This is a genomic window from Serratia bockelmannii (assembly GCF_008011855.1).
Classification (GTDB): domain Bacteria; phylum Pseudomonadota; class Gammaproteobacteria; order Enterobacterales; family Enterobacteriaceae; genus Serratia; species Serratia bockelmannii.
Genome location: NZ_VOUX01000027.1, coordinates 31,574 through 49,151, shown reverse-complemented (window position 1 = coordinate 49,151; position 17,578 = coordinate 31,574). Strand labels below are relative to the sequence as shown.

Here is a 17,578-nt window from a genome sequence, read left to right as displayed (position 1 = left end):
TATCGCCCGCGCCAAAGCCAAAAAAGCCGCGCAGCAGGCCGATGCCCCTGCAGCGGCGGAACCGGCTCCGGCTGCCGTCGAGGAAGACCCGCGCAAAGCAGCGGTTGCCGCGGCACTGGCACGTGTAAAAGCCAAGAAAGCCGCGCAGCAGGCGGATGCTCCTGCAGCGGCGGAACCGGCTCCGGCTGCCGCCGAGGAAGACCCGCGCAAGGCGGCGGTGGCAGCGGCTATCGCCCGCGCCAAAGCCAAAAAAGCCGCCAGGGAATCGCTGACGGCGGAAACGGAAGACAAATGATGACAGCGGCGCCTGGCCACAGCCCGGCGCCGTTTAATCGATAGAAATCAGGTAGGTGTAATCCACTTCAATCTGGCGCAGTTTGGATTCCGGATTCCACTCTTTGGTTTGAATGATCTCCATTTCCATACTGCCGCGCACTTCATCCTTCAGCCCCGGCATCACATGCGACATCAGGTAGCCGAAAAACTGCAGACACTCTTTCGCCGTGCCCTTATGGTTGATGGAGATAAACTCGCGGCTCGGCAGATGGAAGGTGTCGATCTGATGGTTGGAAAGAATATCCTTTTTGTGTTCAGGATCGACCGCCATCACCAACGTGGACGAGAGCTCGTCGCCCTCCCCGGCATGAGGAGAATAAATGCTGTAAATTCGCCGACAGTCAACGTGCAACCCCTTGAAGAAGTCGTTGAAAATCTCGTCCTTCATCGCCATGCAGGAAGAATATTCCAGCTCCTGTTCGGAGGCGAAATCCAACCGACGCGTGAAACCGACCAACTGCATGTCGGGCAGCGTCAACCGCTTCACTTCCGGATAATAACCGGCACCGTAGCTGGCTTCGAAGTTAAAGCGCGGCATCAGGTTTTTCACGTCCCAGTGCGCCATCGAGCGGTAGCGATTGGGCGTGGTGCCGAAGCGCTGCTTGAACATGCGGGTGAAGGTCTGCTGTGAATCGAAGCCCAGCTCATCGGAAATGTCGATGATGGAGCGGCGAGTAATGCGCAGCGCCACCGCGGCGCGCGTCAGGATGCGCGAACGGATATAGGTGGCGAGTTGAATGCCGGTAATACGCTTGAATTTACGCTGCAGATGCCACTTGGAATAGCCCGAAATACGCGCGACTTCATCCAGGTTTGGCCGTTTCTCCAGATGTATCTCCACCCACTCAATTAGCTCTTCAATAAAAAAAATGTCTTCATTTGTCATTATTATGGATTCACTGACTCAATAATGTTCGCGATAGTAACCTACACGGATTATGTGAAAGTTGTTATTTTGTGCGGAAATCTGGAGAAAAATGATATCTCATTCAGACGCTTAACCCATTTTCCGCGGTCGATGGCGGCACAAGTTCCACTGACAATTCCTCACGTTAGCCCATTTACCGGCCAAAAAAAAATCAAATCGCGCCGTCCCGATCGCCAGATGTGCGGAAAGCCGAATACCCCTACCATTAAGGCGTATTACCCTCGCATCGAATCAGGTAGAATACTCGGCTATTATTTTTTGCCGCGCCCGCAATTCGGCGCATCGAAACTGCCGCAGGCGCGGCGCAGAAGGTATCGTTACTCTATGAAGTTCAGGCCGGTATCACCCACAGCCGCCAAAGGCTTACACATCGCCAGCTCGCCGTTCACCCACAACCAGCAAAGCACCAGCCGCATTATGCTGTGGGTGATGTTGGCGTGCATTCCCGGCATCGCGGCGCAGATTTGGTTTTTCGGCTACGGCGTGTTGATCCAGGTGGCGCTGGCGGCGATCGTCGCGCTGGCGGCGGAAGGCGCGATCCTAAAACTGCGCAAGCTGCCGGTGCGCAGCCGGCTGGCGGATAACTCCGCCCTGCTGACCGCGCTGCTGCTCGGCATCAGCCTGCCGCCGCTGGCACCCTGGTGGATGATCGTCATCGGTACGTTCTTCGCCATCGTCATCGCCAAGCAGCTGTACGGCGGCCTTGGGCAGAACCCGTTCAACCCGGCGATGGTCGGTTACGTGGTGCTGCTGATCTCCTTCCCGGTGCAGATGACCAGTTGGCTGCCGCCGGATGAGCTGCGCGCCACCGCGCTACCGTTCCACGACACACTGCTGGCCATTTTCAGCGGCCATACCTCGCAAGGCGCGACGCTGCACGAACTGCAGATGGGCGTGGACGGCATCAGCCAGGCCACGCCGCTCGACGGCTTCAAAACCGGCCTGCGCAGCGGCCACAGCGTGGAACAGGTGTTGCAGCAGCCGCTGTTCGGCGGCGCCCTGGCCGGCATCGGCTGGCAGTGGGTCAACCTCGGCTTCCTGGCCGGCGGCCTGTTTATGCTGGCGCGCCGCCTGATCCACTGGCAGATCCCGTTCAGCATGTTGGCCGCCATCGCCTTCTGTTCCGGCCTGGCCTGGTGGATCGATCCGGCGCATCAGGCTTCGCCGCTGATCCACCTGTTCTCCGGCGCCAGCATGCTGGGCGCGTTCTTTATCGCCACCGATCCGGTCAGCGCCTCGACCACGCCGAAGGGCCGTTTGATCTACGGCGCGCTGATCGGCGTGCTGGTGTGGCTGATCCGCGTCTATGGCGGATACCCTGACGGCGTGGCCTTCGCCGTGCTGCTCGCCAACATCACCGTCCCGTTAATCGACCACTACACGCAGCCGCGCGTGTACGGCCATCGCTAAGGAGCCGCCATGCTGAATTCCATGAGAAAGCACGGCACCACGCTGGCGGTGTTTGCGGCGGTCACCACCGGCCTGACCGCCGTGGTCTACGCCCTGACGAAAACCACCATCGCCCATCAGGCGGCGCTGCAGCAAAAAGCGCTGCTCGATCAGGTGGTGCCACCGGAAAACTACGACAACATCATGCAGAACGAATGCTTCCTGGTCAGCGATCCGGCGCTGGGCGACGGCGCGCCGCACCGTTTGTACCTGGCGCGCAAAAACGGGCAGCCGACCGCCGCCGCGCTGGAAACCACCGCGCCGGACGGCTACTCCGGCGCTATCAAACTGCTGGTCGGCGCCGATTTCAACGGCACGGTGCTCGGCACCCGGGTGATTGAACACCACGAAACCCCGGGGCTGGGTGACAAAATTGAACTGCGCATTTCCGACTGGATTTCTTTCTTCAGCGGCAAGAAAATCGAAGGCCCGGACGATAAGCGCTGGGCGGTGAAGAAAGACGGCGGTATGTTCGACCAGTTCACCGGCGCGACCATCACCCCGCGTGCGGTGGTCAATGCGGTGCGCCGCACGGCGTTGTATATGGAAACGCTGCCGCCTAAACTTGAAAGCTTACCTGCGTGTGGAGCCAGCGAATGAGTGAAGCCAAAGAATTGATCGTCCAGGGGTTGTGGAAAAACAACTCCGCCCTGGTGCAGTTGCTGGGCATGTGTCCGTTGCTGGCGGTGACCTCCACCGTCACCAACGCGCTGGGCCTGGGGCTGGCCACCACGCTGGTGCTGACGCTGACCAACGCCTCCATCTCCGCGGTGCGCCGCTGGGTGCCGAGCGAGGTGCGTATTCCTATCTACGTGATGATCATCGCCGCGGTGGTGAGCATCGTGCAGATGCTGATCAACGCCTATGCCTTCGGCCTGTATCAGTCGCTCGGCATCTTTATTCCATTGATCGTGACCAACTGCATCGTGGTGGGCCGCGCCGAAGCGGTGGCCGCCAAGAAGCCGGTCGGCCTCTCGGCGCTGGACGGCATGGCCATCGGCCTCGGTGCCACCGGCGTGATGGTGACGCTGGGCTCGATGCGCGAACTGTTGGGCAACGGCACGCTGTTCGACGGCGCCGATCAGCTGCTGGGCGGCTGGGCCAAGTCGCTGCGCATCGAAGTGGTGCATTTCGACAGCCCGTTCCTGCTGGCGATGCTGCCGCCGGGTGCCTTTATCGGCCTGGGGCTGCTGCTGGCGGTCAAATATCTGATCGACGAAAAAATGAAGGCGCGCAAAGCCCGCGCCGTGGCGGTGGAACCGCTGCTGGGACAAGGACGTGCTGAGAAGGCCTGATGAACAAGCAGAAGCGACTGGAAATTCTGACCCGGCTGCGCGACAACAACCCGCATCCGACCACCGAGCTGGTGTACACCACGCCGTTTGAGCTGCTGATTGCGGTGCTGCTGTCTGCACAGGCCACCGACGTGAGCGTCAACAAGGCGACCGCCAAGCTTTATCCAGTCGCCAACACCCCTGCCGCCATGCTGGCGCTGGGGGTTGATGGCGTCAAGGAGTACATCAAGACCATCGGCCTGTTCAACAGCAAGGCCGAAAACGTGATCAAAACCTGCCGCATGCTGCTGGAACTGCACGGCGGCGAAGTACCGGAGGATCGCGCCGCGCTGGAAGCGCTGCCGGGCGTCGGACGCAAGACCGCCAACGTGGTGCTCAATACCGCTTTCGGCTGGGCGACCATCGCCGTCGACACCCACATCTTCCGGGTGTGCAACCGCACCCACTTCGCGCCGGGCAAGAACGTCGATCAGGTGGAAGAGAAGCTGTTGAAGGTCGTGCCCGCCGAATTCAAGGTCGATTGCCACCACTGGCTGATCCTGCATGGGCGCTACACCTGCATCGCGCGTAAACCGCGCTGCGGTTCCTGCATTATCGAAGACCTGTGCGAGTATAAAGAAAAGGTTTATCCGGAATCCTGAGCCTGTTGGGTGCGGCAAACCGCACCCGTCGCTTCATCTCTCCCCGCCAGCGCCTCTTTTTTATCGGAAATGTGATATCGCGCAGCAGTAACCCCGGTGTTATCGCGGTTTTCAGTGAAAAACTCAGTGCCGTGTTATTTTCAAGCGAAAAATTAGTCGAAAATTGCGGTGAACGTCACGCTTTCAGGATCACAAGGCGTTCACAAATGCCAGTCCCGTTTTCTTAAATTTCTATAATTTTACAAAATGCGTCATATGCACAACATTCCAATGGATTAATAACCACACATACACTGATACGCTAAAAAATAGCAATTCAGCAGAATATATCCCTATTTAAAATCCGTATAGCTTTTAATCAAAACAAAAAATCGGCAAATCATTAAAACCCGAAAGTTAATACTGCATAACATTTGCAACATCGCAGCATAATCCTGCTAGCGTTAAATGTAACCGAATATGACAAACTGCTTGCCACGTTGACAAAGATAGTGAACATTAACCGCCGTCCCCATCCTATAACAACGCAAAAGGATGCCGTTCCGCATCAACTTTTGTACTTTCCCGTCCTCCAAAGACGGGCTGCGAAAAAACAGAGGTACCAGTGTCAACAGCAAACAACCAACACCCGGAGAGCGTTAGCCTTAACGCGTTCAAACAACCGAAAGCGTTCTATCTGATCTTCTCGATCGAACTGTGGGAGCGTTTCGGCTATTACGGCCTGCAGGGCATCATGGCGGTTTATCTGGTCAAGATGCTCGGCATGAGCGAAGCCGACTCCATCACCCTGTTCTCTTCCTTCAGCGCCCTGGTATACGGCTTCGTCGCCATCGGCGGCTGGCTGGGCGACAAGGTGCTGGGTGCCAAACGCGTGATCGTGCTCGGCGCACTGGTGCTGGCCGCCGGTTACGCCATGGTGGCCTACTCCGGCCACGACATCTTCTGGGTCTACATGGGTATGGCGACCATCGCCGTGGGCAGCGGCCTGTTCAAGGCTAACCCGTCCTCCCTGCTGTCCACCTGCTATGAGAAAGACGATCCGCGTCTCGACGGCGCCTTCACCATGTACTACATGTCGGTGAACATCGGTTCCTTCTTCTCCATGCTGGCCACCCCGTGGCTGGCAGCGAAATACGGCTGGAGCGTGGCGTTCTCCCTGAGCGTGGTCGGCATGCTGATCACCCTGGTCAACTTTATGATGTGCCACAAGTGGGTGAAGGAAAACGGCTCCAAGCCTGACTTCAAGCCGCTGCATCTGCCGAAACTGCTGATGGTGCTGGTCGGCATCGTGGCGTTGATCGCCGTGTCCAGCTGGCTGCTGCACAACCAGGTGATCGCGCGCTGGGCGCTGGCCCTCGTTTCCGCCGGCATCGTGCTGGTGTTCGCCAAGGAAACCTTCGCCCTGCACGGCGCCGCACGCCGCAAGATGATCGTCGCCTTCCTGTTGATGCTGGAAGCGGTGGTGTTCTTCGTGCTGTACAGCCAAATGCCAACCTCACTGAACTTCTTCGCCATCCACAACGTGGAACACAGCATCTTCGGCATCGCCTTCGAGCCTGAGCAGTATCAGGCGCTGAACCCATTCTGGATCATGCTCGCCAGCCCGATTCTGGCCGCGCTGTATAACAAAATGGGCGATCGCCTGCCGATGCCGCACAAGTTCGCTTTCGGTATGATCCTGTGCTCCTGCGCCTTCCTGGTGCTGCCATGGGGCGCCAGCTTCGCCAACGAACAGGGCATTGTGTCGGTCAACTGGCTGATCCTGAGCTACGCGCTGCAGAGCATCGGTGAGCTGATGATTTCCGGCCTGGGTCTGGCGATGGTGGCACAGCTGGTGCCGCAGCGTCTGATGGGCTTCATCATGGGTTCCTGGTTCCTGACCACCGCCGCCGCCGCGCTGATCGCCGGTAAGGTTGCCGGTCTGACCGCCGTCCCAAGCGACATCAACGACGCGCACGCTTCGCTGGCCATCTACAGCCATGTGTTTATGCAAATCGGCATCGTCACCGCCGTCATTGCTATCCTGATGATGCTGACCGCGCCGAAACTGTACCGCATGACGCTGGATACCACCGAAGACGCCAATCAGAAAGCGCAGGAAGCCACCGCGGCTCACTGATCGTCGGCAGATTGGGCGTAAATAAAAACACCGAGGTTAACGCCCCGGTGTTTTTTTATGCCCGCAATAAACGGGTTTACGCTGATTTGGGTTTATCGCTCAGGTTGGCCCACATGAATTCGCTTACCAGTGCGCTGTGGAATGCCGCCTGTTGCTTGTCGGCGGCGGCGCTGTGCCCGCCTTCGGTATTTTCATAGAAATAAGCCTGCTGATACCCCATCGCCTGCATGCGCGCCGCCATTTTGCGCGCGTGGGCCGGGTTGACCCGATCGTCGCTGGTCGCGGTATAGAACAACACCGGCGGATAGGCCGTCTGCGTCTGAATGTTGTGGTACGGCGAGAAGGTCTTGATGTAGGCCCACTCCTCCGGCTTGCTCGGGTCACCGTATTCGGCGATCCACGACGCGCCGGCGGAAAGCTGCGTATAGCGCTGCATGTCCAGCAGCGGCACTTCGCAGACGATGCAGCCGAACAGCTGCGGATACAGCGTCAGCATATTGCCCACCAGCAGGCCGCCGTTGCTGCCGCCGCGCGCACCGAGATGCGGCGCCGAGGTCACCTGGCGTGCGATGAGATCTTCGGCCACGGCGGCGAAATCCTCGTAGGCGCGATGGCGGTTCTGCTTGAGCGCGGCCTGGTGCCAGGCCGGGCCGTATTCGCCGCCGCCGCGGATGTTGGCCACCACGTATACCCCACCGCGTTCCAGCCAGGCCGGCGCCTTGCCGCCGAGATAGCCCGGCAACAGCGGCACTTCAAACCCGCCGTAGCCATACAGCAGCGTCGGCGTGCTGCCGTCCGGTTTGAGATCTTTGGCGGCAATCTGGAAATACGGCACGCGGGTGCCGTCCTTGGAGCGCGCAAAATGCTGGCTCACTTGGTAGCCTGACGCGTCAAAATCCTGCGGCGCCTGTTTCAGCAGCGTCGCCTCACCGCCGTCGAGGTTGCCCATATACAGCGAGGTCGGCTGCAGGAATCCGCTGATGGTCAGGAAATAGGCGTTGCTCTCTTCGTCGATGCCGCCGGCGGAGATGGTGCTGATGGCGCCGGGGTTGCCCAGCGGACGACGTTGCCAGCTGCCGCCCTGCGGCGTCAGCACTTCCAGACGGTTGACCACGTTATCCATGATACTGAGGATCAGATGATCGCGGGTACCGCTGTAGCCGCTCAGCGCCTGCTCCGCCGTTGGGGTAAACAGCAGTTGCAGCTCGCGCTTACCCGCCAGATAGTCATCGAAGTTGGCCGCCAGCAGCGCGCCGGACGGATAGCGCTTGCCGCCCACCTCCCAGTCGCTGCTCGGTTTGATCAGCAGCCATTCCCGATGCGTATCCAGCTCGGCGTCGGCCGGGATATCGATTTTTTTCTGCCGGCCGTCCTGCATCAGCAAGAAATAGTCGCGGCGGTAGAAGTCCAGGCTGCGGCCGACGAAATCGCGCTCAAAACCCGGTGTGCGGTCGTGATAGGCGAAGACCGCCATGTCCTCGGGCTGCGCTTCGTACAGCGTTTCGGCGGCGCTCAGCGGCGTGCCGCGCCGCCAGCGCTTGGCGATGCGCGCGTAGCCGGACTGGGTCATCGAGCCGGGGCCGAAATCGGTGGCGATGAACAGCGTATCCCGATCGACCCAGGAGACCCGACTTTTCGCCACCGGTACATTAAAACCGTCTTTGACGAAGCGTTTGGCCACCAGATCGAATTCGCGGATCTCGGTGGCGTCACCGCCGTCCGGCGACAGCTGCATCAGGCAATAACGGTATTCCGGCGCCAGCGGTTGCGAGCCCTGATAGACCCAATCCTTGCCCTCCGCCTTGCCCAACGCATCGATATCCAGCACCGTCTCCCAGGCCGGTTTGGCCTTGCGGTACTCGTCCAGCGTGGTGCGCCGCAGCAGGCCGCGCGGGTTGGCCCGATCCTGCCAGAAGTTGTAATAGTACTCGCCGCGCTTGCTCACCCACGGGATTTGGGTGTCTTTATTGAGGATATCCAGCACCTCGCGCTCAATGCGCTGAAAGTCTTCGCCCTGGCCGAAACGCGCCACGGTGCGCTGATTTTCCTGCTGCACCCATTGCAGCGCTTTTTTACCCTGCAGCTCCTCCAGCCACAGGAAGTCATCGCCGGCGGCCGCGCCGCCCTCCGCCGCCATCGCCAGGCGGATACTGTTAGGTAATGAAGTCATCGCGAATACGGCTCCTGCGGTTTGCGCACTGAGTTTAATGAACTGACGTCGATTGGTGACCGGCAAAATCAAGCTCCTTTTGAGTCGGCTACAACGCCGCCCCGTCATGGGCGACAGCCTGTGAAATAAGAGTCATTTTCAACAAGGTAGGCGTTTGGCGGCGCGGAGTCAAAGCCCGCGGGCACCGCGTTGAGTCAGGATTGAGGATAGTGGATCAGATCGTGGATGCGCACCGTTTGTGAACTGGCGTTGCGGTAGGCGTGCGGCCGATCGGCCTGAAAGCGCATCGCTTCGCCGGCCGCCAGGCTGTGCCATTCGCCGTCGATCGCCAATTCTAGTCGGCCGCTGATCACGATCACATGCTCGATCACGCCCGGCTCATGGGGCGACGATTCGCTGAGCGCGCCCGGTGCGAGATCGATGACGAACATATCGAAACCCAGCTGGCGGTCGTAGGGAAACAGCGGCACCACGCGCATATCAGCATTGTCCTGATCGTACACCGGCAGTTCACCGTAGCGGTGCAGCGTCGCCTGTTGCTGAGCGGGCGACGCCTCAAGAAAGGCGGAGAACGCCACGTTGAAGCCGGTGGCGATCTTCCACAGCGTCGCCACCGTCGGGCTGGATTCACCGCGTTCAATCTGCCCGAGCATCGCTTTGCTGACGCCGGTGTATTCAGCCGCCTGCGTCAGGCTCCAGCCGCGCTGTGTGCGCAGCGTGCGAAGGGTGTGCGCCAAATGGCCGGCAAGTTCCTGCATCCTGTTCTCCTCTGCGTATCGTGCCCGATTATACCCGCTTGTGCGCTATAGCGCACGGTGCTATGCTGATTTCTTGTCGTGCGTTATAACGCACAATTACCGATTGGAGCTCCTCATGCGCCCAGCCCTCTCCCTGCGCCATCTGACCCTGCCCGCCATCATGGCCGGCTTTGTCGCCGTTCTGGTGGGTTACACCAGCTCTGCCGCGATCATTTTCCAGGCCGCCGCCGCCGCAGGCGCCACGCCGGCGCAGATCGGCGGCTGGCTGAGCGCACTGGGGATCGCGATGGGTGTCACCTCGCTCGGGCTCTCGCTTTACTACCGCACCCCGATCCTCACCGCCTGGTCGACGCCCGGCGCGGCGCTGCTGGTCACCAGCCTGCCCGGCACGCCGATCAACGAGGCGATCGGCGTGTTTATCTTCGCTTCCGGTCTGATCCTGCTGTGCGGCGTCACCGGGCTGTTCGCCCGCCTGATGGACTACATCCCGCAGGCGATTTCTGCGGCGATGCTGGCGGGGATCTTGCTGCGTTTCGGGCTGGACGCCTTCGCTTCGCTGCAGCTCAATTTCCCCCTCAGCGCCGGCATGGGGCTGGCCTATCTGCTCAGCCGCCGTTATCAACCGCGCTACGCCATCATGCTGACGCTGGCGGTTGGGCTGGCGATCGCCGCGCTGCAGGGCAATATCCAGCTAACGCAGCAAGCGCCGGCGTTCGCCATGCCGGAATTTATCGCGCCGCATTTCAATTGGCCGACGCTGCTCGGCATCGGCGTGCCCTTCTTCGTGGTCACCATGGCTTCGCAAAACGCCCCCGGCATCGCCACGCTGCAGGCGGCGGGCTACCGCGTCCCCACCTCACCGCTGATCGCCTGGACGGCGCTGACCGCACTGCTGCTGGCGCCGTTCGGCGGCTTCTCGGTGTGCATCGCCGCCATTACCGCCGCCATCTGCATGGGGCCGGACGTGCATCCCGATCCGCAGCGGCGCTATATGGGCGCGGTGGCCGCCGGCGGCTTCTATCTGCTGGCCGGTCTGTTCGGCGGTGCCATCGGCCTGTTGTTCAGCGCGTTGCCGGTCGCCTTGATCCACACCATTGCCGGGCTGGCGTTGCTCGGCACCATCGGCGGCAGCCTGCAACGTGCGCTGCATGATGAAAAACAGCGCGACGCGGCGCTGATCGCCTTCCTCATCACCGCCTCCGGCGTCACGCTGCTCGGCATCGGTTCGGCCTTCTGGGGCATTGTCGGCGGCGCTATCGCCCATCTGCTGCTGTCGCTGCCGCGGCGAGCCTCCGAGGCGTAACGGGCGGTCTACATTGACAAGCGGCGCCGTGGCGCCTTCACTTTCTCTGTCGTCTGAATGTCAATCCACCTAATAAGTGACGCCGTCACCAAGGAAGCTTATGACCGAGAAAGCCGCGCTGTTGGCCCAGCGTCTGATACGCAATGTCGAACAGGTAGAGATGAAGCATGACCGACGGCCGCCGCTGTATGACAGCGTCGGCGCTCGCCTCGGCACCGGCACCGCCGCCGACAAGCTGGGCGCTTCTTTCGATTGTGTGGCGCCGGGCATGCGCTCCTGCCCCTACCATTTTCACTATGCTCAGGAGGAAATGTTCATCATTTTGGAAGGCAGCGGTACGCTGCGCGTGGCCGGAGAAATGCTGCCGATCGTCAGCGGGGATGTCATTTTCATTCCGCCTGGCCCGGAATACCCGCACCAGATCATCAACACCTCCGATGCGCCGCTGAAGTACCTGTCCGTCAGCACGCGCGAACAGCCGGAAGTGGTGATGTATCCGGACTCAGGCAAATACCAGGCGATGGCGCGCGGCAATGACGGCGAACAGGTGCGTTATCTGCAACGCCCTTCAGCCTCGCTCGATTACTGGCAGGATGAACCCTGAATCGCCGTCGGGCAGCGGGAGATCCAACGCGCGCGCCGCCAGCTCGGCCACGCGGAAGTCGATATCCGCCGCCTGCCCGTCTTCCATAAACCAGGCGGCGGAGAGCCCCGCCCAGGCCAGGATCCATTGCAGCAAGCGCCGGCGTTCCAGCCCGGCCAAGCGACAGACCTGTTCCACGCGCCGCTGGAAAATGGCCGGATCGGTGGCGATGCCGTAGTTGGGATTACAGAAGATATTGGCGTAATCGAAGCCCCGTTCGCCGTACAAACGCTTGGGATCGATCGCCAGCCAGCCGCGTTCGCCGAAGTCCAGCACGTTGTCATGGTGGATATCACCGTGCAGCACGCTTTCATCTCGCGGGCTACTCAGCAATTCCGCCGCCGTCGTGGCGCTGAGACGCAGCATGCCGCCGTGCGCCTGCGCCGCCGGCCACAGCGAGCTAAACCACTCTTGCAACGGGATCAATTCGGGCAGCGGTGCCGCGCGCGGCGCATGCAAGGCGGCGATCGCCCGGCACAGGATCGCCGTGGCCTGCTCATCGTCGCCGTCACGCACCAGCTGCGCCAACGAGCTTTCGCCCTGTGCGCGCTCCAGCAGAATGCCGTCTTCGTGCCACGCCAACACCTGCGCGGCGCCTTCCCCGCGCCACCAGCACATCAGCTGGCCGCCGAAGCGCTCCTCCTGCTCGCGGGCGATCTTCAGCATGGCGGCCTCGCCCCGGTAACGCACCGGCATCAGCAGGCTGCTGTGGGTTTCGAAGGCTTTACCGTCCTGTTCCAGTTGCCAGCGTTGCAGGTAGGGAGTAAAAAGCGGGTTCATCGTCTCATGCGTCCTTGTGGCCGATCTGCGCCGCACTGTCACATTCGGGTGAGAGACGACGTATAAAATAAAGAGGGATGATACGCTCATATATCATCGGTGTGCGGCGTCTGGCCGCCGTTTCCTCAGTATCCTAACCAAGTTTGTCGCTTTTATTAACCGGTCTTGCGCGGGGTTTGATCATGACATCATTAAAACGCACGAATTATCCGCAGTTGCCTACGCCGGGCGGCCCCTATGTGCATGCGGTGCGCCACAGCGATCGCCTGTATGTGTCGGGCTTGACGGCCTTCGCCACCGACGCGCAAGGCTTAAGCGCGCCGGAACAGACGCAGGAGATCCTCGAGCAATTGGCGACCATCGCCGCCAGCGAAGGCGTGAATCTCAAGGCCTTGATTAAAATCAGCGTGTTCCTGACCGACATCGCCGATCTGGCGGGCGTGCGCCCGGTGCTGTTTGACTATTTCGACGGCGCGCTGCCGGCCTGTTCACTGATGGCGGTCAGCGCGTTGTTCTCACCCGCAGTGTGTGTGGAAATTGAGGCGGTGATGGCGTTGCAATAAGGCGCGGCTAGAGCACAATGCTGATTCAGTTAAGCGTTTTTCTACAGGCGTTCGTGACATTTTCGGTCGATAAAAGTGAGATGCCTCATGTGGCTCACGCACCTCGACCGAGCCAGGGGCCGAAGGCGCGGCCCCTGGCAACCCGCGCCTTTGCCCTATCAGACGGTTGGCTTTGCCAACTGCCCTCTCTCCGCCATAGCACATTGAGGCCGGTTGCGACAGGCGTCCCTGCCTGTCTCACCTGAAACCGCCGTCCATGGCGGTTTCTCCTAATGCGCTATGCCTGCGTTCGGCGTCTTCAAGGGCGCCCAACACCGCGCTCATCTCCAACTTCTCTGCCATAACCTCATCAGCGGCAGATTTCCCGGTAGCTGCCAGCTCGGGTGTTGACCTTTAACGCGCATCACCGGCTGCCGAGCAAGGCGGCGTTGTCAGGGGCAACCGGCCAGGGAAGGCCGGTTGAGGCGAGACTAACAGGGACGTTTGTCGCAGCCGACCCGCCCGACAATGCAGACACGGCGAGGGTATCCGCGCAGCGGACAGGCGGTGTTAAGCAAAGGCGCGGGTGTAGGGGCCGCGCCATCGGCCCCTACAATTGCCGTTCATGTTGGCCACAAAGAAATGCGGAACATTGACGGCAATTCCCCTGCACAGAACGCCCAGAGGCTGGATAAGAAAAATGCCACTCAGGCTTAAGTGAGCGGCATTGCGGCTAGAGCGCACCTTCATCCGGCATGCAGGGGCCGATCTTGAACCAGGCTTTGGCGATCTGCCCCTGTTCCACTTCGTAAATGGCGATGACATCCATTTTGCCGCGCCCCTGCGGGAAGTTGCGCGTCACCACTTCCTGATCGACCACCATATTCCCCACCGCCATGCGTTTTATCCGTTCGCCATACAGACTCGGCTCCTGGAAACGCACAAGATGTCGTTCACGGATCGCCGCCTTGCCGCTGGCCAGCAGCGTGTCGGGATGCTCGTAATACTGCGCGTCGTCCGCCCAGCAGGCCATAAAGGCCTCGATGTCGCGGGCGTTATAGGCGTCAAGCTGTTGTTGAACCACATCCTGCGGGCGTGCCGTTTTATCGTTCATCACATCCTCCTGCCGAAGTTAACCGCCGCATACGTCGAACCCATCACGTTAACCGCCCAGTGCTGCAGCTTGATGACACGGCGAGTTTTGAATAAAAAACCAAAAATAGCGAATAAATAACCTATCACGCCCGATGGTTAATTCAAGCGCCCGCGCATAAATTTTCTGCGCCGCGCCAGGGGCGATGAAAACCGCATAACGCCACGCGTTAATCTTTGCGGCGGTTAGGGAAATTCTGCTAATTTAGCGTGAACAGCCTGATGATAACGAAACGCTATGCAGCAAAAACCGGTGTTGGACGAAGCCAGACAGTTAAAACGACTCAACGCCGCCACGCGGCGCCAATCCCATATGTACAAATGGATCGCGCTGATTGCGGCGCTAGATGCGCTGTTGGTGTTTTGGTATGACCGGGATATGCGCAACGTCACCTTCTCGGGAGCGGTTGCGCTGGTGTGCGGCTATTTGTGGATCCGCGATCGCAACAAGGCCCGGGGTTACCGGCGCGAGTTCGACCGCAAATTCGGCAAGCGCAGCGGCGATTAAGGCTGCATTGCTTCCAGCACTTTAGCGCTGTCGACGATCTGCACGAACTTCACGATTTTTCCGGCGCGAAGCGTATAAATATGCGCAAAGGAGGCGCTGAAGGATTTGCCGGTGGCCCGGTAAGTGCCGTGATAAAAACCCTGAGCGATCACGTTGTCGCCGGCATCGTAAAAGTGATCGACGTCGGCGCGGTAACCTTGCCATTCGCTGCCCAGGCGCTGATGCACGTTCTTGATGATGTTCTCCGGGCCGATATAGGTACCGGCGTAAGGGAAACCCGCGGCTTCGGTCCACTCTGCATCGGGGGCCAGCGCCGCCAGCAGATTGCGGCCGTTTTCTTCGGAGCTGCCTTCATAGGTTGCGCGCACTATTTCAAGAGGGGTTGGCATGTCTCTTCTCCAAATGGCTGATGAGGATATTCCGGCCATCCCCGCGGACACAGGCTCTCACCAAGCGGAGACGGCGGAATGCGGCTATTCTAGGTTGCTAGTTTCGCTGCAAAAACCGCAGTTATGACAATAGTGGGTTGCACTTTAGTAAACAATAACCATTTTTCTGTCATTTTCCCGGCATCCGACACGGCTATGCTGATTGACCGATTTTCCCCAACAGGAGCTGAACGTGTCTTTACCCTCGCTGACGCAAGAGTTGTTACAACCGTTTTCCCCCTACCAAACGCTGGCGCAAACGCTGTTGCCGCTCACCCTCGAGTCGGACGACGGTTCGCATGACGTGGCGCACCTGCATCGAGTCTGGAAGAACTGCCGCCACATCAGCAAGCTGGAAGGCGGCGACCGGCGCATTCTCTGCGCGGCGGTGCTGCTGCATGACGCCGTGGCGGTGGAAAAAAACTCGCCGCAGCGCCATCTGGCCTCGCGCATGGCGGCGGAGCAAGCCACGCTGACGCTGACCCGGCTGGAATGGGCGCCGGCGGACATCGCGGCGGTAGCCCACGCCATTGAAGCGCACAGTTTTTCCGCTGGCATCCCCCCGCAAACGCTGGAGGCAAAGATCCTGCAGGACGCCGATCGTCTCGACGCCATTGGCCTGATTGGCGTGGCGCGCTGCTTCTATATCGGCGGCCGCATGCGCAGTGCGCTGTACGACGCCGCCGACCCGCGGGCCGAACATCGCCAATACGACGACAAACGTTTCAGCCTGGATCACTTCGAAACCAAGCTGTTCAAACTGCAAGACGGCTTCCAGACTGCCGCCGGGCGGCACATGGCCGAGCTTCGCACCGAACGCATGCGGCGTTTTGTCGATGATCTGCTGGAGGAGGTGTAATGCCGGCCTACGGGGCATTTTCGTTATGCCCATAACATTTTCGGTCACATAACACCGTTAAACTGAAAGCCAACTTCACCGAACGGGCGGCACAGATGAAAAAGTTGACGTTGAAAGAGATGACGGAAAGCGAGCAACGGGAAGTCAAAACCGAGCTGGACAAAGCGCGTAAAAGCCACGGCCGGCCGCTGACCAACGCCGAACAGCACAAGGTCAAGGATGAAGTGGTGGCGCGCATCATGGCCGCCAGAGCAAAGCTCGCCAAGGCAGAGCGTGCAGAACGCAAAGCCAACCGCTACCGGCCAAGCGGCGACACCTTCAGTTGGTCCGCCACTATCGGCTCCCGCCCGCCGCGCTGAGCCAGTCAAACCCTCCCCGCCGAGGCGGGGATTTTATTTATTAGCCAAACTCATCCCTGCTGATGAATCATGAATAACAATGTTATCAATCTGTTGTAAATTGACAGCCTGATGAAGAATATTCATTATCACCCCACTTCCCCTTTTCACGAGACTGCCATGGCCTACCCACGCAACGCTGATATTCTGATGACACCTGCGTTGTCCGTTGGCGGTTTGGCGGCGGTTAAATCGAAGAAACAGACGCTCATTTGACCGGGGCGCGCTGTCCCGTCAGATGAGCTGACTGGATGGCCTGCAACGCCCCGCCTTCAATTTTCTCATCTGGCTTCTCTGTCGGTCACACAGAAGGAATATTTTATGGCCTCATTTTCGGGTATTTGGGTGGCGATGGTTACCCCTTTCAATCAAGATGCCGTCGATCTGCCGGCGGTTAAACGCCTAGCGCGGCACCTGCTCGACGCCGGCATCGACGGCCTGGTGGTCTGCGGCTCTACCGGTGAAGCCGCCGCGCTGAGCAAGGAAGAACAGCTGGTGGTGCTCGACGCCGTGCTGGAGGTGGCGCCCGCCCATCAGGTGGTGATGGGCCTTTCCGGCAATAACATGGCCGCCACGCTGCAGATGCAGCAAGCCATTCAGCTGCGCGACATCGCCGGCGTGCTGATCCCGGCGCCTTACTACATCCGCCCTTCGCAATGCGGCCTGATCGACTATTTCACCCAGTTGGCCGACGCCTCCACCGTGCCGGTGATCCTGTACAACATTCCGCAGCGCACCGGCATCGCCATGGAGCTGGCCACGCTGCGCCGGCTCGCACGTCACCCGCGCATCACCGCCATCAAGGACTGCGGCGGCAACCCTGACGCTACCATGGCGCTGATCGCCGACGGCGAAATCGATGTGATGACCGGGGAAGACAATCTGATCCTCACCACGCTGTGCCTCGGCGGCACCGGTGCCATTTCCGCCGCCGCGCATGTTCACCCGGAGCGTTTCGTCCAGCTGGTACAGCAAGTCGCCACCGGCGATCTGGCCGCTGCGCGCAGCAACTTCTATGAGCTGCTGCCGATGATCCACCAGATGTTCAGCTTCCCGAATCCGGCGCCGGTCAAGACGGTACTGGCCCAACAGGGGCTGATCGCCAATGAGTTACGTTCACCCATGCAGGTGGCGCCGCAGGCGCTGCAACAGCAGATCGCCGCAACGCTGGCGCAGCTGCAGACAGCCGAGGCGCTCATCGGTTAAATTTGTAAGCTAAGCCGCTGTAATTTTGGCGCTATGGGACTACGATGAGAGGTTAAGCATGCC

18 protein-coding genes and 1 pseudogene are annotated in these 17,578 nt (G+C 60.1%); 13 read left to right on the top strand and 6 right to left on the bottom strand.

The genetic code is table 11. The features are described from left to right. Positions 1-295: pseudogene (locus FOT55_RS13790) on the top strand (electron transport complex subunit RsxC); the annotation flags it as partial. Positions 296-328: 33 nt separating this feature from the next. On the opposite strand, the gene FOT55_RS13785 reads toward FOT55_RS13790, so the two are convergent. Further along, the gene (locus FOT55_RS13785) at positions 329-1,222 is read right to left on the bottom strand and encodes a helix-turn-helix domain-containing protein (RefSeq protein WP_025302685.1); all 894 of its coding nucleotides are present in this window, start codon (positions 1,220-1,222) and stop codon (positions 329-331) included. 366 nt (positions 1,223-1,588) lie between these two features. Here FOT55_RS13785 and rsxD point away from each other — a divergent pair, with 366 nt between their 5' ends. From rsxD to dtpA, 5 genes are all read left to right on the top strand, one after another. Further along, positions 1,589-2,674 carry an electron transport complex subunit RsxD gene (rsxD, locus tag FOT55_RS13780; RefSeq protein ID WP_060432974.1) on the top strand — a complete coding sequence of 362 codons (1,086 nt, stop codon included), beginning with the start codon at positions 1,589-1,591 and terminating at the stop codon, positions 2,672-2,674. A gap of 9 nt (positions 2,675-2,683) precedes the next feature. Next, positions 2,684-3,313 (top strand): electron transport complex subunit RsxG, encoded by a 630-nt coding sequence (rsxG, locus tag FOT55_RS13775; RefSeq protein WP_025302683.1) that lies wholly within the window; start codon positions 2,684-2,686, stop codon positions 3,311-3,313. Continuing rightward, positions 3,310-4,008 carry an electron transport complex subunit E gene (locus FOT55_RS13770; protein WP_060432973.1) on the top strand — a complete coding sequence of 233 codons (699 nt, stop codon included), beginning with the start codon at positions 3,310-3,312 and terminating at the stop codon, positions 4,006-4,008. The genes rsxG and FOT55_RS13770 overlap by 4 nt, the downstream gene beginning before the upstream one ends. Next, positions 4,008-4,649, top strand: a complete 642-nt coding sequence (nth, locus tag FOT55_RS13765) for an endonuclease III (protein WP_019455952.1) — start codon at positions 4,008-4,010, stop codon at positions 4,647-4,649. The genes FOT55_RS13770 and nth overlap by 1 nt, the downstream gene beginning before the upstream one ends. Before the next feature lie 604 nt (positions 4,650-5,253). Beyond that, on the top strand, positions 5,254-6,768 hold the full coding sequence (dtpA, locus tag FOT55_RS13760; RefSeq protein WP_025302681.1) for a dipeptide/tripeptide permease DtpA: 1,515 nt from the start codon (positions 5,254-5,256) through the stop codon (positions 6,766-6,768). Between the two features lie 76 nt (positions 6,769-6,844). On the opposite strand, the gene FOT55_RS13755 is transcribed toward dtpA, so the two are convergent. Both FOT55_RS13755 and FOT55_RS13750 read right to left on the bottom strand, forming a co-directional pair. After that, positions 6,845-8,938, bottom strand: a complete 2,094-nt coding sequence (locus FOT55_RS13755; protein WP_147823576.1) for a prolyl oligopeptidase family serine peptidase — start codon at positions 8,936-8,938, stop codon at positions 6,845-6,847. A gap of 194 nt (positions 8,939-9,132) precedes the next feature. Further along, positions 9,133-9,696 carry a helix-turn-helix domain-containing protein gene (locus FOT55_RS13750; protein ID WP_025302679.1) on the bottom strand — a complete coding sequence of 188 codons (564 nt, stop codon included), beginning with the start codon at positions 9,694-9,696 and terminating at the stop codon, positions 9,133-9,135. A gap of 115 nt (positions 9,697-9,811) precedes the next feature. On the opposite strand from FOT55_RS13750, the gene FOT55_RS13745 reads away from it, so the two are divergent. After that, on the top strand, positions 9,812-10,999 hold the full coding sequence (locus FOT55_RS13745; protein WP_147823575.1) for a benzoate/H(+) symporter BenE family transporter: 1,188 nt from the start codon (positions 9,812-9,814) through the stop codon (positions 10,997-10,999). Between the two features lie 100 nt (positions 11,000-11,099). Next, the gene (locus FOT55_RS13740) at positions 11,100-11,603 is read left to right on the top strand and encodes a cupin domain-containing protein (RefSeq protein ID WP_033652588.1); all 504 of its coding nucleotides are present in this window, start codon (positions 11,100-11,102) and stop codon (positions 11,601-11,603) included. Here the strand turns inward: FOT55_RS13740 and FOT55_RS13735 are convergent. Continuing rightward, on the bottom strand, positions 11,568-12,422 hold the full coding sequence (locus tag FOT55_RS13735; RefSeq protein WP_147823574.1) for an aminoglycoside phosphotransferase family protein: 855 nt from the start codon (positions 12,420-12,422) through the stop codon (positions 11,568-11,570). The two genes, FOT55_RS13740 and FOT55_RS13735, sit on opposite strands and share 36 nt — an antisense overlap. A 182-nt stretch (positions 12,423-12,604) precedes the next feature. Here FOT55_RS13735 and FOT55_RS13730 point away from each other — a divergent pair, with 182 nt between their 5' ends. Beyond that, entirely contained in the window at positions 12,605-12,985 is a 381-nt protein-coding gene (locus FOT55_RS13730; RefSeq protein WP_049300534.1) for a RidA family protein, read from the top strand. A gap of 712 nt (positions 12,986-13,697) precedes the next feature. Here FOT55_RS13730 and FOT55_RS13725 read toward each other — a convergent pair. Beyond that, positions 13,698-14,078 carry a nuclear transport factor 2 family protein gene (locus FOT55_RS13725; RefSeq protein ID WP_025302674.1) on the bottom strand — a complete coding sequence of 127 codons (381 nt, stop codon included), beginning with the start codon at positions 14,076-14,078 and terminating at the stop codon, positions 13,698-13,700. A gap of 276 nt (positions 14,079-14,354) precedes the next feature. Between FOT55_RS13725 and FOT55_RS13720 the strand changes: the two genes are divergently transcribed. After that, on the top strand, positions 14,355-14,624 hold the full coding sequence (locus tag FOT55_RS13720; protein ID WP_004938382.1) for a hypothetical protein: 270 nt from the start codon (positions 14,355-14,357) through the stop codon (positions 14,622-14,624). Here the strand turns inward: FOT55_RS13720 and FOT55_RS13715 are convergent. Continuing rightward, entirely contained in the window at positions 14,621-15,013 is a 393-nt protein-coding gene (locus tag FOT55_RS13715) for a nuclear transport factor 2 family protein (protein ID WP_004938379.1), read from the bottom strand. The genes FOT55_RS13720 and FOT55_RS13715 overlap by 4 nt on opposite strands. Before the next feature lie 202 nt (positions 15,014-15,215). Here FOT55_RS13715 and FOT55_RS13710 point away from each other — a divergent pair, with 202 nt between their 5' ends. The 3 genes from FOT55_RS13710 to dapA all read left to right on the top strand — a co-directional run bounded on the left by FOT55_RS13710 (position 15,216) and on the right by dapA (position 17,515). Further along, positions 15,216-15,911, top strand: coding sequence for an HD domain-containing protein (locus FOT55_RS13710; RefSeq protein ID WP_049204298.1), 696 nt, complete (start codon positions 15,216-15,218; stop codon positions 15,909-15,911). A gap of 95 nt (positions 15,912-16,006) precedes the next feature. Continuing rightward, the gene (locus FOT55_RS13705; RefSeq protein WP_004938373.1) at positions 16,007-16,270 is read left to right on the top strand and encodes a YjbD family protein; all 264 of its coding nucleotides are present in this window, start codon (positions 16,007-16,009) and stop codon (positions 16,268-16,270) included. Between the two features lie 360 nt (positions 16,271-16,630). Beyond that, positions 16,631-17,515 (top strand): 4-hydroxy-tetrahydrodipicolinate synthase, encoded by an 885-nt coding sequence (gene dapA / locus FOT55_RS13700; RefSeq protein ID WP_147823573.1) that lies wholly within the window; start codon positions 16,631-16,633, stop codon positions 17,513-17,515. Positions 17,516-17,578: the final 63 nt, after the last annotated feature.

Bases quoted from the DNA above. Each gene is read 5' to 3' on its own strand.
- rsxG (WP_025302683.1), top strand. From the start codon at position 2,684: ATGCTGAATTCCATGAGAAAGCACGGCACCACGCTGGCGGTGTTTGCG.
- FOT55_RS13735 (WP_147823574.1), bottom strand. From the start codon at position 12,422: ATGAACCCGCTTTTTACTCCCTACCTGCAACGCTGGCAACTGGAACAG.
- FOT55_RS13755 (WP_147823576.1), bottom strand. From the start codon at position 8,938: ATGACTTCATTACCTAACAGTATCCGCCTGGCGATGGCGGCGGAGGGC.
- FOT55_RS13730 (WP_049300534.1), top strand. From the start codon at position 12,605: ATGACATCATTAAAACGCACGAATTATCCGCAGTTGCCTACGCCGGGC.
- FOT55_RS13740 (WP_033652588.1), top strand. From the start codon at position 11,100: ATGACCGAGAAAGCCGCGCTGTTGGCCCAGCGTCTGATACGCAATGTC.
- FOT55_RS13720 (WP_004938382.1), top strand. From the start codon at position 14,355: ATGCAGCAAAAACCGGTGTTGGACGAAGCCAGACAGTTAAAACGACTC.
- FOT55_RS13715 (WP_004938379.1), bottom strand. From the start codon at position 15,013: ATGCCAACCCCTCTTGAAATAGTGCGCGCAACCTATGAAGGCAGCTCC.
- FOT55_RS13725 (WP_025302674.1), bottom strand. From the start codon at position 14,078: ATGAACGATAAAACGGCACGCCCGCAGGATGTGGTTCAACAACAGCTT.
- FOT55_RS13745 (WP_147823575.1), top strand. From the start codon at position 9,812: ATGCGCCCAGCCCTCTCCCTGCGCCATCTGACCCTGCCCGCCATCATG.
- rsxD (WP_060432974.1), top strand. From the start codon at position 1,589: ATGAAGTTCAGGCCGGTATCACCCACAGCCGCCAAAGGCTTACACATC.
- FOT55_RS13785 (WP_025302685.1), bottom strand. From the start codon at position 1,222: ATGACAAATGAAGACATTTTTTTTATTGAAGAGCTAATTGAGTGGGTG.
- FOT55_RS13770 (WP_060432973.1), top strand. From the start codon at position 3,310: ATGAGTGAAGCCAAAGAATTGATCGTCCAGGGGTTGTGGAAAAACAAC.
- FOT55_RS13705 (WP_004938373.1), top strand. From the start codon at position 16,007: ATGAAAAAGTTGACGTTGAAAGAGATGACGGAAAGCGAGCAACGGGAA.
- dapA (WP_147823573.1), top strand. From the start codon at position 16,631: ATGGCCTCATTTTCGGGTATTTGGGTGGCGATGGTTACCCCTTTCAAT.
- nth (WP_019455952.1), top strand. From the start codon at position 4,008: ATGAACAAGCAGAAGCGACTGGAAATTCTGACCCGGCTGCGCGACAAC.
- FOT55_RS13750 (WP_025302679.1), bottom strand. From the start codon at position 9,696: ATGCAGGAACTTGCCGGCCATTTGGCGCACACCCTTCGCACGCTGCGC.